Raw genomic sequence first — 16,190 nt, forward strand, 5'->3', positions numbered from 1 at the left:
CGGGCCGCGGCCGCACCACGCAAAAAACCCGCGCGGTGCGCGGGTTTCGGGATCAGGACTGCTCGCTCGTGCCGCTATGCCTGTTCGCCGACCCGCCACGTGGGCGCGCGATTGTTCGAACGCGGATTGTTCGCGTTGCGGTCGGCGCGGATGGGGGCGGTCGGGAACGGCATGGAGTCGAAGCTAACCTCGCGGGCCCGGCCTTGCAAGTAGCGCGTCGCGCTACGCGGCCGCTGCCGCCACCGCCAGGAGTGGCCCCTGTAGGAGCGGCCCATGGCCGCGAAAGCCGCCGAAAGCTCCGGCGGGTCGGCGACGATCCCGGACGGCTCCGCAGCTCCGCCTTCACGGCGACCGCGCGTGGCAGCCCGTGGCGTTCCTGCGCCCGCCCTGCGCCAACCTGGCCCGGAGGGCCGCGGCGCCATGCAGTTTGGGCAACGCCGGCGCGGGAGGCTTAGAATGTCCCGCATGACAGCCACCGCCCAGCCCGACGTGGCCTTCGCCGGCCACGACAAGTTCATCGCCGCGATCGACGCCGCCGTCGGCTCCGGCGACGAGCACGCCGTCACCGCAGCCCTGCGCAACACCCTGTGCGAAATGATCCGCGACCCGGACGTGCACCTGCCCGCCTGCGTCTACGAGCCGATCGAGGACCACTACGCCCGCCGCGAGATCTACCGCAGCCCCGAGCACGGCTACAGCATCGTCGCCATGACCTGGGGCCCCGGCCAGGGCACCCCGGTGCACGACCACTGCGGCCTGTGGTGCGTCGAAGGCGTCTGGGACGGCCAGGTGGAGATCACCCAGTTCGAACTGCTCGAACGCGACGGCGAGCGCTTCCGCTTCCGCGCCGCCGGCGGCATGCAGGCCGGCCCCGGCAGCGCCGGCAGCCTGATCCCGCCGCACGAGTACCACACCATCTGCAACGCCAGCGACGACCGCGTCGCGGTATCGGTGCACATCTACAAGGCGCCGATGGAGCATTGTTCGAAATTCGTCCGCGACCACGGCGAGTGGTACCTGCGCGCCGAGACCTGCCTCAGCGTCGACTGCGCGGCCTGAGGCCGCGCCGCGCCACGCAGGAGCGCACCGCGCGCGCGAACACCGTGGCAGCCTGCCGCACCGCTTCACGCGCCGCTGCTGAAATCGTGCCTTCCGGCACCTGACCCCAGGGCTGCGGGCGCTAAGCTCGGCGGCAGTTCCCCCCCCGCGGACCACCCGGCATGCTCGTCGACTTGTTCCTCGCCTCCCTCCACCACCTGCTGGTCTTCGGACTGGTGGCCATGCTTGTGCTGGAATCGGCCATCCTGCGCGGCACCGTCGACGGCGCAACGGTGCGGCGCCTGGCCGGCATCGACGGCGGCTACGGGTTGACCGCGCTGCTGCTGCTGGTGGTGGGCGCGGCCCGGCTGGCGTGGGGCGCGAAGGGCTGGCAGTACTACCTGTCCAACCCCTGGTTCCACGCCAAGTTCGGGCTCTTCCTGCTGGTGGGGCTGCTGTCGATCGTGCCCACCCTGCGCTACCTGCGCTGGCGCAGGGCACTGCGCGCCGATCCCGCCTTCCTGCCCGCGCCGGCCGAGCTGGCGCGCATGCGCGGATTCGTCCGGCTGCAGCTGGCGCTGGTGGCCGTCATCTTCGTCCTGGCCGCGGCGATGGCCCGATACCGGATGTTCTGACCCCGCCCGGAGCCGCCCGACCCGGCGGCTCCGCTATACTCTGCGCCCGCGCCGAAGTGGCGGAATCGGTAGACGCAGCGGACTCAAAATCCGCCGGCCTTAAAACCGTGTGGGTTCGAGTCCCACCTTCGGCACCAGCAGCTCGCGCCCTGCACGATAGGTTCGGTGCTACGGGCCCAACTCGCCCTCGCCCGGCCGCCGAGGCCGTGCCGCGCTACCCCTCGCACCGTCCCTCACGGCCCCCGCGTAGAGCCGAGCTTGCTCGGCTGTCCTGGCTCCGGAGCCTTGAGCAGCGGAGCAAGCTCCGCTCTACGGGGGGCCGGGTGGTTGACCCATCGTTTACCGGAGCCGGCCGGGCGGCGAGTAGTCGACCAGGCGCATGGCGCGCTCCTCGATGCCGCCGACGAAGCGGCCGTGCTCGGCCCCGGTGACGCGCTTGATCTCGGCCCACTCCTCGTCGGCCATGAAGCGCTCCCAGCGGGCGGTCATCGTGGCCTCGTCGGGCCAGCGCAGCAGGTAGACGAACTCCGGGCCTTCCTCGCCGCGCGCCTCCCACATCGCGACGATGTCGAAACCGTGGCGTTCCATGATCCGGGCGGCGTGGTCGCGAAAGCGGTCATGAAAGGCCGCGCGCGTCTCATCGAAGATGCGATAGATGCGCAGCTGGTGGACCGGCCCGGCTTCGGCTTCGGCTTCGGCGACCAGTGCCGGTGCCGGTGTCGGGCCGGCCGCCAGGGGGGTGACGAACGCGGCGGCCGCCAGCAGCACCAGCAAACGGGAACCTGTCAGTCGAGACATGACGACTCCTGATGGATGGGACGAGCTCTGGGACAGGAGACGGCCGCGCAGGTTCCCGGGACGCCCGCGCTGGCGAACGGGCCGCCGCTTCCGGACCCGGCCCCCGGCACTGGCGCTGGCTTCGGGCGCAGCGGACCGCTCCGATGCGCAAGCCGAATGCAACCGCGGGCATGCCGCCACGCCCGCGATACCTCCGCCGCGACTCCTGCGGCGCCTGCCTTCGCGATGCGCTAACCTTTCCGGTCGCCGCGGCGCAGGGAACGGGCAGGCAGTGTCGATCTACGCATTGAAGGGACGCTTCCAGGCGCTGCTGCGCCCGCTGGTAGGCGCGCTGCACCGCGCCGGCGCTACCGCCAACCAGGTGACGGTGGCCGCACTGGCGCTGTCGCTGGCGGTGGCCGCGCTGGTCCATCTTCGGGCGCCCGAGCAGCCGCTGCTCTACGTGTTGCTGCCGGGCTGGATGCTGCTGCGCATGGCGCTCAACGCCATCGACGGCATGCTGGCCCGGGAGTTCGGGCAGCAGTCGCGGCTCGGCGCCTACCTCAACGAGCTGTGCGACGTGATCGCCGATGCCGCGCTCTACCTCAGCCTGTTGAGCGTGCCCGGCGTGGTCCCGCATCTGCCCTGGGCGCTGGCGCTGCTGGCGGCATTGACCGAATATGCCGGCGTGCTCGGCGTCATGACGGGAGCGTCCCGCCGCTACGACGGCCCGATGGGGAAAAGCGACCGGGCGTTCGTGGTGGGACTGCTGGGGCTGCTGCTGGGATTGGGCCTGGTCTCGGCGCCCGCGGTGAATGGCGTGTTGGTAGCGATGGCACTGCTATGCCTGGTCACGGTGTGGCGGCGGGTGGCTCGGGGATTGCGGGAATCGCACTGAACGGCCGCGAGGCCATTGGGGATGCATCGATGCGTGAACAGAAGGAACTGGATTTTCCAAGCTGGGACGGCGTACGGCTGTTCTACCGGCACTGGCCGGCGCAGGGGCCCTCGCGCGGCGCGATCGTGCTGCTGCACCGCGGCCACGAGCACTCGGGGCGGATCGCGCACCTGGCCGACGAGCTGGGGATGCCCGAGTTCGACGTCTTCGCCTGGGACGCGCGCGGCAACGGCCGCTCCCCGGGAGCGCGCGGCGATGCCCCCGGCTTCGATGCGCTGGTGCGCGACCTGGACTGCTTCGCGACCTGGATCGCGGACAACCACGGCATCCCCGCCGTGGACACCGCGGTGGTGGCGCAGAGCGTGGGCGCGGTGGTCGCCGCCACCTGGGTCCACGACTACGCGCCGGCGCTGCGTGCCCTGGTGCTGGCCTCGCCGGCCTTCAAGGTGAAGCTGTACGTGCCGCTGGCGCGGCCCGGGCTGGCGCTGATGAAGAAGCTGCGCGGCAACTTCTTCGTCAACAGCTACGTCAAGCCGCAGTTCCTGACCCACGACCCGGCGCGCATCGCCAGCTACCGCAGCGATCCGCTGATCGCCCGGCCGATCTCGGCGCGGGTGCTGCTGGACCTCTATGCCACCGCCGAGCGCGTCGTCGCCGACGCCAATGCGATCATGGTCCCGACCCAGCTGCTGGTGTCCGGCTCCGACTTCGTGGTGCATCGCGCCCCGCAGGATCGCTTCTTCGAGCGCCTGGGCGCGCACGTCAAGGAGCGGCACCTGCTACCCGGCTTCTTCCACGACACGCTCGGCGAACGCGACCGCGCCGTCGCGGTCGACAAGGTCCGCGACTTCCTGCAGGCGCGCTTCGCCGAACCGGCGCGGCTGCCCTCGCTGCTCGAGGCCCACCGCCACGGCGCCACCTTCGACGAGTCGCAAGTACTGTCCTGGCCACCGGAGCGCTGGTCGCTGCGGGCCCTGCGCTGGGGCGGAGTACGCGCCGGGCTGCGCTTCGGCGGACTGCTCTCGCGCGGCATCCGGCTCGGGCTGGACACCGGCTTCGACTCCGGCAGCACCCTCGACTACGTCTACGAGAACACCGCGCGCGGCGCAGGCCCGCTTGGACGGATGGTGGATCGCAACTACCTGGACGCGATCGGCTGGCGCGGCATCCGCGTGCGCCGCGAACACCTGCGCGAGCTGCTGGGCGAGGCGCTGCGGCGGCTGCGCGCGGCGGGCATGCCCGCGGTCGCCACCGACATCGCCGCCGGCCACGGCCGCTACGCGCTCGAGGCGCTGGCCCGCGGCAGCGACCGCGCCGACCGCATCCTGCTGCGCGATTACAGCGAGTTGAACGTGGAGAAGGGCCGCGCCCTGATCGCCGCGTTCGACGCGGAGGACATCGCCACCTTCGAGCAGGGCGATGCCTTCGACCGCGCCGCGCTGGCCACCCTCGATCCGCGCCCCACCCTGGCGATCGTCTCCGGCCTCTACGAGCTGTTCCCCGACAACGCCCTGCTGCGGGCCTCGCTGGGCGGCCTGGCCGATGCCGTGCCCGCCGGAGGCTACCTGGTCTACACCGGGCAGCCCTGGCACCCGCAGCTGGAGTTCATCGCCCGCGCCCTGACCAGCCACCGCGACGGCCAGGCCTGGGTGATGCGGCGCCGCACCCAGGCGGAGATGGACCAGCTGGTGGCTGCGGCCGGCTTCCGCAAACTGACCCAGCGGATCGACCGTTGGGGCATCTTCACCGTGTCGCTGGCGCAGCGGGTCGAGGGCTAGCGCCGGGTGGAGGCGCAGGCGCCCGGCCGGCCGTGGAAGCGTGCGCTCGCGTGGCTGGCGCTGCTCGGGCCGTTCTTCTACGCCAGCTACGGCTTCGCCAACGCGATGGCGGCGCGGCGCGCAGACGTCCCCAGCATCGTCTTCGGCTGGGAGCAGGCGATGCCGTTCCTGGCCTGGACCATCGTGCCGTACTGGACCACCAACCTGTTCTACGCGATCTCGCCGTTCCTGTGCCGCGACCGCCGCGAGCTCGACACGCACTGCCTGCGGCTGCTGTCGGTACAGGTGCTGGCGGTGTCCTGTTTCCTGCTGTGGCCGCTGGCCTTCAGCTTCGAGCGGCCGGCGAGCGACGGCGTGTTCGGAGGCATGTTCGCGGCGCTGGAAGGATTCGACCGCCCGTACAACCAGGCGCCGTCGCTGCATATCGCCATCACCGTGGTGCTGTGGACGCGCTACGTGAAAGCGCTGCACGGCGCCTGGCGCTGGCTGCTGCACGGCTGGTTCGTGCTGGTCTGCGCCTCGGTGCTGACGACTTTCCAGCACCATTTCATCGACATCCCCACCGGGCTGGCCGCGGGGTGGCTGTGCGTGTGGCTGTGGCCCGAGCGCATCGTCGCGCCGTGGCGAGGGGCGCGACTGGCCGCCGATCCTGCGCGCTGGCGGCTGGCGGTGCTGTACGCGGCGGCGGCCGCGGCCTGCGCCGCCGTGGCAACGCTGGCCGGTGGCGGCTGGCTGTGGCTGTGGTGGCCGGCGTTCTCGCTCGCACTGGTGGCGGGCAACTACGCCTGGTTCGGCGCCGCAGGCTTCCAGAAGCGCGACGACGGCAGGCTGAGCACTGCGGCGCGCTGGCTGTACGCGCCGTACCTGGCGGCGGCATGGATCAACTCTCGGGCCTGGACCTACCGGCGCCCGGCGCCGGTGGAAGTGGCGGACGGGATCTGGCTCGGGCGCACTCCCGGGCGCGCCGATCGCGATCGGTTCACGGTGGTCGACGTGTGCGCGGAACTGTCGCTACCCGGCGGCGCCCGGCCCGGCGATCGCGTGGTACCGATGCTCGACTTGGTGGCGCCTTCGCCCAGCGCGCTGCGCGAGGCGGCCGCCGCCATTGCGGACGTACGCCCGCGGGGTCAGGTGCTGGTCTGCTGCGCGCTGGGCTATTCGCGCAGCGCGCTGGCGGTGGCGGCCTGGCTGCTGGCCAGCGGCCGCGCGCAGGATGCGGATGCCGCGTTCGCGCGGGTGCGGGCCGCGCGCCCCGAGGTGGTCTTGCGCGAAGGCCACCGCCGTGCGCTGCTGGCGGCGCAGGCAGCGCCGGCGACGGCCCTGGCAGCAGAGGCGGCATCGTGACCGGCGCCCCGTTCGATCTGCAGGCGATGGGATTGCTGCTGCACCAGGGCCGCCGGCTGCATGCCGTGTCGATGGGGCTGGCGGGCCTCGCAGGGCTGTGGCTGGTGCTTGGTGCCGTGGCGGGAATATCGCTTGGCGCCCCGGTCCAGGCCCTGCTCATCGCAAGCCTGCTGGCGGCGGCCTTGCAGCTGTACTGCGCGATGCGCACCGACTTCGACGCCGGCCTGTTCCAGGCCGTTGCCGCACTGCCGCCGGCCGATGCCATGCGCATCCTCGATGCCTCCCTGCAGTCGTTGGGGCTGCAGCCCGTCGATCGCGCCGGCCGTTCCTGGGACGCGCGCTGGCGCGGCGCGCGCACCTGGCTGCGCCGGCAGGGCTTGCTGGCCGGGGCGCAGCTGCTGCTGATGGCGGGCGCATGGCTGGCGGCGCTCGCCCGATGACGGGAGACACCCATGATCGATAGGCTGATCGCGCGCGGCTTCAGCGCCGCCATCCACGCGCTCACCGGCGCACGCGCGCTGTGGGAGGGCTGCATTCCTACGGCGGAGCGGCGCGTCTATTTCGGCAACCACGCCAGCCACGGCGATTTCGTGATGATCTGGTCGGCGCTGCCGCCGGCGCTGCGGCGCGGGGTGCGCCCGGTGGCCGGGGCCGACTACTGGAACCGCGGACCGTTCCGCCGCTACCTGATCCGCAACGTGTTCCACGCCGTGCTGATCGAGCGCAATGCGTCCGAGCGAAACGGGGAAGACCCGATCCAGCAGCTCTGCGATGCGGTCGATGGCGGCGCATCGCTGATCCTGTTCCCCGAGGGCACCCGCAACACCGGCGAGGGCCTGCTGCCGTTCAAGAGCGGCATCTATCACCTGGCCCGGCAGCGGCCGGAGCTGGAATTCGTGCCGGTGTGGCTGGACAACCTGAGCCGGGTGATGCCGAAGGGCAAGCTGCTGCCGCTGCCGCTGTTGTGCACCGCACGCTTCGGCGCGCCGCTGCGCCTGGCTGCCGGCGAGGACAAGCCGGCATTCCTGGACCGCGCGCGGGCGGCGCTGCTGGCGCTGTCGGAGGACGGCGGCACCGCGACCGCCGCGGTCACGGGAGAGCCGGCATGAAGGCGCTGGTGCAGGGCTGGTCCGATGCCACGCTGCTGTTCGCCGGGATCGGCGCGGTGCTGCTGCTGGCCACCGCGGTCGCCGAAACGCTGCGCTGGCGCGCGGACGGCCCCAGCGCGGTGCTCGACAACCTGGTGGCGCGGATCCGCGCCTGGTGGGTGATGGCAGCGGTAGTGGGCATCGCCTTCCTCGGCGGGCGCACCGGGATGATCGTGCTGTTCGCGCTGGTCTCGCTGTTCGCGTTGCGCGAGTTCATCACCCTCACCCCGACCCGGCGCGGCGACTACTACGCCCTGCTCGCGGCGTTCTACCTGGTGCTGCCCTACCAGTACTGGCTGGTGTACGCCGACTGGTACGGCCTGTACACGCTGCTGATCCCGGTCTACGCCTTCCTGCTGCTGCCGATCCTGGCGACGATCGGCGGCGACACCGACCGCTATCTGGAGCGGACCGCCAAGGTGCAGTGGGGGCTGATGATCAGCGTGTTCTGCGTGTCCCACGTACCCGCGCTGATGAACCTGCAGATCGCCGGCTACGAGGGCCGCAATCTGCTGCTGATCGCCTTCCTGGTGATCGTGGTGCAGTCCTCCGACGTGCTGCAGTACGTCTGGGGCAAGCTGGCCGGCAAACGCCTGATCGCCCCGCGCCTGTCGCCATCGAAGACGGTGGAGGGCTTCATCGGCGGTGTGGCCTCGGCCAGCCTGCTCGGCGCCGCGCTGTGGTGGATCACCCCGTTCACCCCCTGGCAGGCGGCGCTGCTGGCCCTGGTCGCCAACCTGATGGGCTTCCTCGGCGGCCTGGTGATGTCCGCGATCAAGCGCGACCGCGGCATCAAGGACTGGGGGCACATGATCGAGGGCCACGGCGGCATGCTCGACCGCATCGACTCGGTCTGCTTCGCCGCGCCGGTGTTCTTTCATTTGATCCGGTACTGGTGGACCTGAACACCCCGGGTGCTACGCGATACTTTGTGGCGGGCGCACGCCTCCACTACCATCGAGACCGGGGTGATCGAGCCGAGGTGGGAAGATGATGGAGGCCAGGTCCAGCGAACCGACCCTGACCGCCTCCCTGGTGGTGCTGGCCGTACTGGCCGCCTGCGCTACCTGGTGGAGCGGGCTGTCGCCATCGCTGCAGCCGCCTGCGGCGGTGGCGGCAACGGCGCCGTCCACGGAGTTCTCCGCCGAGCGTGCGCGCGCGCACCTGCGGATCATCGCCGAAAGTCCCCGGCCTCTCGGTTCCGCCGCCCATGCCCGCACCCGCGGCCATGTGGTCGAAGCGTTGCGCGGACTGGGCCTGGACCCGCAACTCCAGCAGGCCACGGTGGTGCGCGGGACCGAGCGGACCGTCAACGCCGCGGCGGTATCCAACATCGTGGCGCGTATACCGGGAACCGGGTCCGGGCAGGCGGTCGTGCTGGCGGCGCACTACGACTCGGTGCCGCATTCGCCCGGTGCCAACGATGCGGGCAACGGCGTCGCGGCGATCCTGGAGACGGTGCGTGCGCTGCAGGCCGGGCCGGCGCTGCGCAACGACGTGATCGTGCTGATCACCGACGCCGAGGAGCCCGGCCTCGTGGGCGCGCGCGCATACGTGGATGAGCACCCCTGGGCCCGGGAAACCGGGATCGTGCTCAACGCCGAAGGGCGGGGAAACGCCGGTCCGGTGTACATGTTCCGCACCGTCGGCGCCAACGGCGGCATGGTCGGGACCCTGGCGCGCTCGGTTCCTGGCGCGCTGGCCGACTCCGTGTCCAACGAGCTCTTCAAGGTCATGCCCAACGACACCGATCTGAGCGTGTTCCGGGATGCGGGCTACCTGGGCATGGACTTCGCCAACGTGCGGGGATTCACCCACTACCACACTGCCCTGGACAACTACGAGCAGGCCGATCCGCGCACGCTGCAGCATCATGGCGAGTATCTGCTGGCGCTCACCCGCGCCTTCGGCCGGATGGACCTGTCGCGGCTGGCCGCGCCCGAACGGGTCTATTTCGCCCTGCCGCTCGTGGGCATCGCGCACTACCCGGTGGCCTGGGCGCTGCCATTGTCCCTCGCCGCGCTGGCGCTGGCGGCCTGGCTGGCGGTGCATCTGTACCGCGGCGGCCATTGGCGCCCGCGCGGTGCGGCCATCGGCCTGCTGCATTTCATCGCGGCGCTGATCGGCCTGCCGGTGCTGGCGGTCGCGGCATGGGCCTTGGTCGGTCGATGGGTCCCCGAGTTGGCCTGGTTCCATCACGGCGCCCCCTACGACGGCCATCGCTACCTGCTTGCCCTGGCACTTCCAGCCATCGCGGTGTATCTGGCGTCGCTGGCGTGGCTGCGGCGCCGCGCGCAGCCGACGGAGATGGTGCTGGGTCCGGCGCTCGTCTGGCTGTTGCTTGCGCTGGCGACTGCGGCATGGATGCCCGGCGCGGGCTACGTATTTCTCTGGCCGCTGCTGTTCGCACTGGCCGGGCTGGCGGTGGTTCGTCTGCACGCCGTGCGGCGGCCCGCCGTGGCGGCGATCGCGCTGGTGCTGGGGGCGCTGCCGGTCGTGTACTTCATGACACCGATGGTCGTGGGCATGGAAGAGGCGATGACCCTGGATGCAGTGGCGCTTCCGTTCGTGCTGCTGGCGCTGACGCTGGGCCTGCTCGCGCCGCAGCTGGACTTCGTGGCCCGCCCGACGGGGCGCATCGTGCCGGGCCTGCTGCTGGCGGCCGGCGTCGGCGTGCTGGCCGCGGCGTTGCTGGCGACCGGGTTCCATCGCGACCGCAGGCAGGCCGATACGCTCGAATACGTCGCCGATGCGACACGCGGCGAGGCGTTCTGGGCCTCGCTGGATCCCGAGCCCAACGCGTGGACCCGGCAATATCTGGGCGACGCGCCGCAGCGAACCGAGGTGCCCGACTGGGCATCGGAGCTGTTCGCGCGCGACTCGGATCCCTTGATCCGCCCTGCCGTCGCGACACACCTTGACGCACCCGGAGCCGAGCTGATGGACGAGATCGTCGAAGGGGAAACGCGGCGCCTGCGCCTGCGGATCGCCAGCCCGCCGAACGCCTATGCGACGGTGATCGAGTTCCCGGAGGGGGTACCGGTCACCGGGCTGCGGATCGATGGACGGCCGGCTCCCGCCGACATCGCATCCGACGGTGTGCGGGTCACCTGGTTCGCGCCGCCTGCGCAAGGCGCGGTTCTGGAGTTCGTAGCTCCCACCGCCGCGCGGCTCGAGCTCCTGCTGCGCTCCAATATCCCGGGCGTGCCGCCGCCGGACGGCGCGGAGGCGATCGCGCGGCCGCAGCACACCATGGCCGCCGGCCCGTGGACCGAGCGCACGCGCCTGCAGCGGACGGTGAGCTTCTGAGCGCTTGCGGCGTCCGGCGCGGATCCGTCCGCACGCGTCAGGCGCTTTCGTCCCTCTCGTTGCCACTGAAGCGCCCAGACGGCCGCGCCTCGGGCTCGCCATCCAGGCTGTCGCGGGTGTTCTTCTGCACCGCGATCGCCGCGAACAGGCTCAGCGCATAGGACATGCCGTAGAAGCCTTTCTCGCTCAGCGCGAGGCCGGCGTTCCAGAGGCCCACGAACAGCAGCAGCAGGGCCGAAATGACCGCGAACCAGGACAGGCCGTAGTAGATGTTGGTCACCGGAATGCCTTCCATCCGGTCGCGCACGCTCTTCTGCACCGACACCGCCGCGAACAGCCCGTACAGCAGCAGGGTGAAGTAGTAGCCCCTCTCGTTGAGCTGCATGTCGGCGTTCCAGAGCCCGACCAGGTAGGCCGTCATGCCCAGACCGAGCGCCACCCAGGAGGCGCCGACGAAGGCGGGGGAAGGTTTGCGGGAAACGGCCGTTTCGTTCATCCGGGTCTGCTCCGTGCGGGAAGATGGGAACCGCGACAGGCGGACGCTCAGTGCCTCCGCCACACCAGCCCCCTGTCCCGGGGGCTGTCGACGCCAATGCTACGGCGCTGAAGCGGCTTCGCGCCAGATGCTTGCGATACATCCCTTCCTCACCGCCCCCCGCGCGGAGATCGCCTGCCCCGCAAGCGAATGCGTGGGGCGGGGGCGGGCACATCCGCTCCGGCGCGGCAATCCCTCGGCTCTCCAAGTTCGCCTCCTCGGCGCAGGCGCAGGCGCCGGCCGCGGGCGACGGCATGGCAAGCGCTCGGGACGGCACCCCCTGGAACAGTTTCAGGCTGAAATCCGCGGGCAGGATCGACTTCACGATCTCGTATCTGCCCTCCTGCAGTTCGGCATGCTGCAGGTAGGCGATCAGCTGCGCGCGCAGGCGCCCGAGTTCGGCCGTGCTCCGCCGTTCGACCTCCGAGGGCGCGCCCAGGTCGCCGAAATAGACCCCCATCCCGACGAACAGGCCGGCAGCCTGGACTCCGGCGACGTCGTCGCGGGCCAGGGCGACCTCCCTCGGGGCCGGGGCGCCACCGCACCCGCGCGCTTCGGCCCGGTACCCGCCGGGTTCGAGCGTACCGTGCGCCAGCAGCGCATCGAGTGCCTGCAGTGTGCCGAGCCACGCCGCGTCCTCGAGGTCCGGAACCTCTTCGTCTCCGAGCGGGAAGAACGCGAAGCCGTCGTCGGCGGCCCCGACGCAGACCTGCCTCGCCGACGCGATCTGCTCCTCGTCGAGCCACATCGTTCCCTGCGGCAGCTCCGGCATCAGGGCTCGATACAGGGAAAGCGGGTCGGCCCCCTCGTCTCCGGCGTTCCCCGGCGGATCGACGGCGATCAGGTAGTTCGCCAGCGAAAGCAGGCGACGGCCGAGCCGGGTGTCGCCGCCATGTTGTGCGGCCACCGCGCCAAAGGCGTGGACACGGGCGCGATCGCGCACGTCGTCGGGGCGGATCCGGGCAAGCCCGGCGGCGTCGAACAGCCTGATCGCCGCGTCGGTACGGCCGCTGGCGAGCAAGCCCTCGCACAGGTCGAGTATGTCGCCCGCCAGCGGGCGGACGCCTGCCTCCGGCAACTGCGGCATCAGTTCCGCGGCACGTTCGACCCATCCCGCGACGAATCCCTCGGGCAACCGTCGACCAGCACCGTCGCCGTAGCCGACGATGTCGAGCAGCGCGAGGATCGCGGCGAGCCGGTCGCGGGCGTCCTCCGCCCGCCCGGCGTTCCCTGCGGCGCGGCGGGCATCGCGGGCGACATAGTCGAGGGCGACCTCGTCGAGGGCGCCCGCCTCGGCGTTCACCGCCGCTCGGAGCATTCGCTCGAGCAGCCACCGCGTCGACAAGCTGCTCGCGGCGGTCGCATCGCCCCCGTCGTGCAGGCGCACGAGTTCGCGATAGACGGCCAGCGTTTCCGCCGCATCGGTGGTCCGCACGCTGCGGTTGAGGATCGCCGCCGTTTCGTGCCAGGCCGTCGACCCCGGCTGCAGGTCGATGAGCCGGAGTTCGACCTGCATCTCCCGATCTCTGCGGACCTCCGCAGTATCGCCGCGCGAGTCGGTGACGCCGAGAAATGCAGCGCCATCCTCGGGGGCCAGCAGATAGCCGCGATGCGCCGCGGGCGTTCCGTCCGGATACGAGATGCGGCTCTGCGCCTTCCAGGCGCCCGTGCCGATCAGCGGGCGCGCCGAAAAATCGGCCTGCTCGGCGGGCTGCCCAATGCGCACTATGGCCGTCCGGCCGGCGGCATCTGTGTTGCCCTCGATGTCCAGCACCGCTTCCCCGTCCTGGTAGACCAGCAGGCGGTAGGGCTTGTCCACCCAGGGCTCCCGAGTGACCGGGTCCTCGATCGAGGGCCGGAGCTCATGCGCTCCGGTCCCGACGACCGCATCCGGGGCCACGCGCTCCTGCGCGCAGGTGGAACCGGCAACGAGGCAGCTGACCACCAGCAGCGCGAAGGCCGCACGACGGCCGCCGCCCGGATTGCCATCCTGCAGCGCCCCCCGTGCCTCGCGGCCGGGCGATACCCTAGCGCTCGATAACCGATCCATCGCCTCACTCTCGTCTGGAAGGTTCTTCCGCGCCGGAATCACCGAAGGTAGCTCGGGACGCGCTCCAGGAACCTGCGGCGCGGCGTCTGGCGATGCGGATGCGGAACGCGGGCAATTTGGCATCCATCCGCCCCCTGGCCCTGCTTTTGCAGAGTTGATCTCGATTTGGCAAGCAACTTCCTGCCCGCTGGTGCCTCTCTCGGCATACTCGATTGCTTCCACTCGGTCTGCTTCGCCGCGCGTAGTGTTCTCCCGTCTGATCCCGTGTTGGTGGACCGAGGGGTTCGGTCGGCGGTGGGCCGACGCCGCGATTTCGTGACCCCTGGGTGATCGAGGCGCCGACAACCCCTGGAAGCACCGAACCTACGCGCCAGGACGCTCTCGCAGTGATGCGACGATGGTCTCCCACAAGGCAATCGCCTCCTCGTCGCCGAGCGACGACGCTGCCGGCCCACCGCTGGCGTCCTCGCCGCCGGTGAACATTTCGACCATGAGCTTGGGCTGGCGCGGGGAGGGCGAGCGAACATTGGTCTCGGCATAGAATCCGTGCTGGGGCCTGCCCTCCTCCTCGAACCTGCCCAGCCACTGCTCGCCCTCCATGCCGGCCAGCTGGCATTCGCCCTTCTTCAGGGTCTTGGGCTTGACGCCGAGGCCGGCGAGGTTGGCCTCGCCGCGTGCGATGAGCGTGGGCTCATCGTCCGGCGGGCGGAAGGTATCGAGGCTGATCTGGAATCGGACGTCGGAATGGGCGCGGCCCTCTGCGCGAAAGCCCAGTTGAAGCTCCTCGTAGTCGCTGTCCGCATCGACCACCACGGCTCCCAGGCAGAGACCGCGGCCCGCGCTCGCCGGGTCGCCCACCCTCCGCACCCTCTCCAGCATGTCGCGCAACCGCGCCTCGGCATCCTGGAGCTGGGCAGCATCGTATGCAGTCGTAGTGATCGCCACATGGGCATCCTCGACGAGCACGTGCAGTTCGCGCACCTGGGCATCGGCGACGTCGACACTCGCGTAATGGCTGAGGAGGGTCTCGGTCGGGGACCATGCCTCCTGACTCGACAGCATCGAGGTATTGCTCTCGTAGTTGGTGCCACGCGCCAGCTCTTCCGATCGCGCGGCCACGACCGCATCGAACTGTACCGAGGTCACTCGTTGGGCGAAGCTGGTGACGGTCATGGTATGAAAGTCCGCGTCCCTACCGAAATAGAAGATCGCTTCGCCGGCGCCGCCGCCCATCGAATGGCTCGGCCGGAAGCTCTCGGGAAGATCAACCAGGAAGCGGCCTACGCAGTGGGTACGGGGCGCTTGCCCAGCAAGCGAGCCCATCGCGAGGTCCACGCCCTCGAAGCCTGCTGACCCTGGTGAACCGCCACAGCCGGCAACGAGCGTCATCATCAATCCGACAAGTATCCGCACCGCATGCGGCTGCCCGATCCCGGCAACCCGCTGGCTCATCGGGACTGGTACGCGCCAGGCCGCGGCTGAATGCTCTCGAGGATCGCGTCCCATAGCAGCAAGGCATCCTGCTCGCTCAGCGACGAGGCAGTTCCCTCACCGTTGAACTCGAGCTCCAGAGAGAGCGTTGGCGCGTTGCCGGGCGCTCGATCGACCGTCGCTTCCCAGGAGAACAAGTGCGTGCGTGTGCCATCCCGCTCTGCATAGCTCTCCAGGACTTCCTCGCCGGCGATTCCGTTGACGGTCTTCTCGCCCTCACGCAAGGTCGTGATGCGTGCGCGGCCGGCGGACGCGATGCCTTCCTTTCGGCCCATTCTGCTCAGCAGCGGCTCTGGAGCCTGCGCCGGCATCGTGGTGGCGAACTTGCCTTCCAGCCCTGGCTGCTGCGGAAACCCGAAGAACAGGGTGACGCTCTCGCGCTCATCCGGGAGCGACGGCTCCCCGACCAACCCGCGGTCGATACAGAAGCCTGGCCCCGCAGGAACTTCCCCGGCGACGCGTGGAGTGAGGCGGCGGGAAATGTCGGAAACATGGTGAAGGTACTTTTCATCGAGCTCTCCCCTCAGTACGTACTCGGCCTCCCGCGAGTGCAGAATCGCCTCCATCGTCATCCCCCCTGCGGTGACCTTCTGGCCGTTCTCGTACCAATGGATGGACTTCTTGCCGTACCCGAACACAATGCCCCGCAACTGATCGTGCTCAATGGGCTCGACGGACACCAATGTCGGTGCGCCCGCCTGGCCCACCTCTCTGCGCAACTCTTGCTCTCGAGCTGCAAACCTGTTCTCAGCCGCTTCCGGCGCGCCCACGGTCCTGATATCTACCCCCGCGATCCAGGCTGTTCCAAAGCTCACTCTGGCGTTCGAGGGAAGATCGAACAAGTAGCGCCCGATGCAGATTGTCCGGGAGTCATCCACCATGGGGACCATAGCATCGCTATGCCTCGCAAGCTGGAGGGAGACAGCCGCTGCAGCCAGCCCGCAAGCCAAGATGGCACCCACTACCTCCGCCCGGCTCCGATCGGATGCAAGAGTCATGCAAGCTTCTTGGTTGGCTCTAGTGTCGCGTTGGACATCGATTTCGGCCGGATTGTTCTACTCATTCCGAAGATCGCGCCCGCAGTGCAGGATTCAATCTGCTCTCGTCGCAAAGTTGCCAGGCACCTAAAACAAGGACGGCGACCGACATTTCCTGGCCATTGCCTGGCGCTCCTTGTGAAAGCCGCG

At 70.2% G+C, this 16,190-nt stretch carries 14 protein-coding genes and 1 tRNA gene; 11 read left to right on the forward strand and 4 right to left on the reverse strand.

What is annotated here, in order from left to right:
* Positions 1-465: 465 nt before the first annotated feature.
* From H0E84_RS19090 to H0E84_RS19100, 3 genes are all read left to right on the forward strand, one after another.
* On the forward strand, positions 466-1,059 hold the full coding sequence (locus tag H0E84_RS19090) for a cysteine dioxygenase family protein (RefSeq protein WP_180680244.1): 594 nt from the start codon (positions 466-468) through the stop codon (positions 1,057-1,059).
* Positions 1,060-1,220: 161 nt separating this feature from the next.
* The gene (locus H0E84_RS19095; RefSeq protein WP_180680245.1) at positions 1,221-1,673 is read left to right on the forward strand and encodes a DUF2214 family protein; all 453 of its coding nucleotides are present in this window, start codon (positions 1,221-1,223) and stop codon (positions 1,671-1,673) included.
* 50 nt (positions 1,674-1,723) lie between these two features.
* Positions 1,724-1,810: transfer RNA gene (locus H0E84_RS19100), tRNA-Leu, on the forward strand.
* 202 nt (positions 1,811-2,012) lie between these two features.
* On the opposite strand, the gene H0E84_RS19105 is transcribed toward H0E84_RS19100, so the two are convergent.
* The gene (locus H0E84_RS19105; protein WP_180680246.1) at positions 2,013-2,471 is read right to left on the reverse strand and encodes an NIPSNAP family protein; all 459 of its coding nucleotides are present in this window, start codon (positions 2,469-2,471) and stop codon (positions 2,013-2,015) included.
* 271 nt (positions 2,472-2,742) lie between these two features.
* Between H0E84_RS19105 and H0E84_RS19110 the strand changes: the two genes are divergently transcribed.
* The 7 genes from H0E84_RS19110 (at position 2,743) to H0E84_RS19140 (ending at position 10,927) form a co-directional block, all read left to right on the forward strand.
* On the forward strand, positions 2,743-3,348 hold the full coding sequence (locus H0E84_RS19110) for a CDP-alcohol phosphatidyltransferase family protein (RefSeq protein ID WP_345776354.1): 606 nt from the start codon (positions 2,743-2,745) through the stop codon (positions 3,346-3,348).
* Positions 3,349-3,377: 29 nt separating this feature from the next.
* Positions 3,378-5,126: a bifunctional alpha/beta hydrolase/class I SAM-dependent methyltransferase gene (locus tag H0E84_RS19115; protein WP_180680248.1), complete on the forward strand. Its 1,749-nt coding sequence runs from the start codon at positions 3,378-3,380 to the stop codon at positions 5,124-5,126.
* Between the two features lie 6 nt (positions 5,127-5,132).
* Entirely contained in the window at positions 5,133-6,470 is a 1,338-nt protein-coding gene (locus H0E84_RS19120) for a phosphatase PAP2/dual specificity phosphatase family protein (protein WP_345776355.1), read from the forward strand.
* Entirely contained in the window at positions 6,467-6,910 is a 444-nt protein-coding gene (locus tag H0E84_RS19125; RefSeq protein WP_180680249.1) for a hypothetical protein, read from the forward strand. Before H0E84_RS19120 ends, H0E84_RS19125 begins: the two co-directional genes overlap by 4 nt.
* A 12-nt stretch (positions 6,911-6,922) precedes the next feature.
* Positions 6,923-7,579, forward strand: a complete 657-nt coding sequence (locus H0E84_RS19130) for a lysophospholipid acyltransferase family protein (RefSeq protein ID WP_180680250.1) — start codon at positions 6,923-6,925, stop codon at positions 7,577-7,579.
* Complete coding sequence (locus H0E84_RS19135; protein ID WP_180680251.1) at positions 7,576-8,523, forward strand: phosphatidate cytidylyltransferase; 948 nt, start codon at positions 7,576-7,578, stop codon at positions 8,521-8,523. The genes H0E84_RS19130 and H0E84_RS19135 overlap by 4 nt, the downstream gene beginning before the upstream one ends.
* Positions 8,524-8,608: 85 nt before the next feature.
* Positions 8,609-10,927 (forward strand): M20/M25/M40 family metallo-hydrolase, encoded by a 2,319-nt coding sequence (locus H0E84_RS19140; RefSeq protein WP_180680252.1) that lies wholly within the window; start codon positions 8,609-8,611, stop codon positions 10,925-10,927.
* A 37-nt stretch (positions 10,928-10,964) separates the two neighbouring features.
* Here H0E84_RS19140 and yiaA read toward each other — a convergent pair whose 3' ends face one another.
* A complete protein-coding gene (gene yiaA / locus H0E84_RS19145; RefSeq protein ID WP_180680253.1) occupies positions 10,965-11,423 on the reverse strand; it encodes an inner membrane protein YiaA in 459 nt (152 codons plus the stop codon).
* A 394-nt stretch (positions 11,424-11,817) separates the two neighbouring features.
* On the opposite strand from yiaA, the gene H0E84_RS19150 reads away from it, so the two are divergent.
* A complete protein-coding gene (locus H0E84_RS19150; RefSeq protein WP_180680254.1) occupies positions 11,818-13,503 on the forward strand; it encodes a hypothetical protein in 1,686 nt (561 codons plus the stop codon).
* 372 nt (positions 13,504-13,875) lie between these two features.
* On the opposite strand, the gene H0E84_RS19155 is transcribed toward H0E84_RS19150, so the two are convergent.
* Both H0E84_RS19155 and H0E84_RS19160 read right to left on the reverse strand, forming a co-directional pair.
* On the reverse strand, positions 13,876-14,964 hold the full coding sequence (locus H0E84_RS19155; RefSeq protein WP_180680255.1) for a T6SS immunity protein Tli4 family protein: 1,089 nt from the start codon (positions 14,962-14,964) through the stop codon (positions 13,876-13,878).
* A complete protein-coding gene (locus tag H0E84_RS19160) occupies positions 14,961-15,884 on the reverse strand; it encodes a T6SS immunity protein Tli4 family protein (RefSeq protein ID WP_180680256.1) in 924 nt (307 codons plus the stop codon). The genes H0E84_RS19155 and H0E84_RS19160 overlap by 4 nt, the downstream gene beginning before the upstream one ends.
* Positions 15,885-16,190 lie beyond the last annotated feature (306 nt).

It is taken from the genome of Luteimonas salinisoli (assembly GCF_013425525.1).
Lineage (GTDB): Bacteria > Pseudomonadota > Gammaproteobacteria > Xanthomonadales > Xanthomonadaceae > Luteimonas > Luteimonas salinisoli.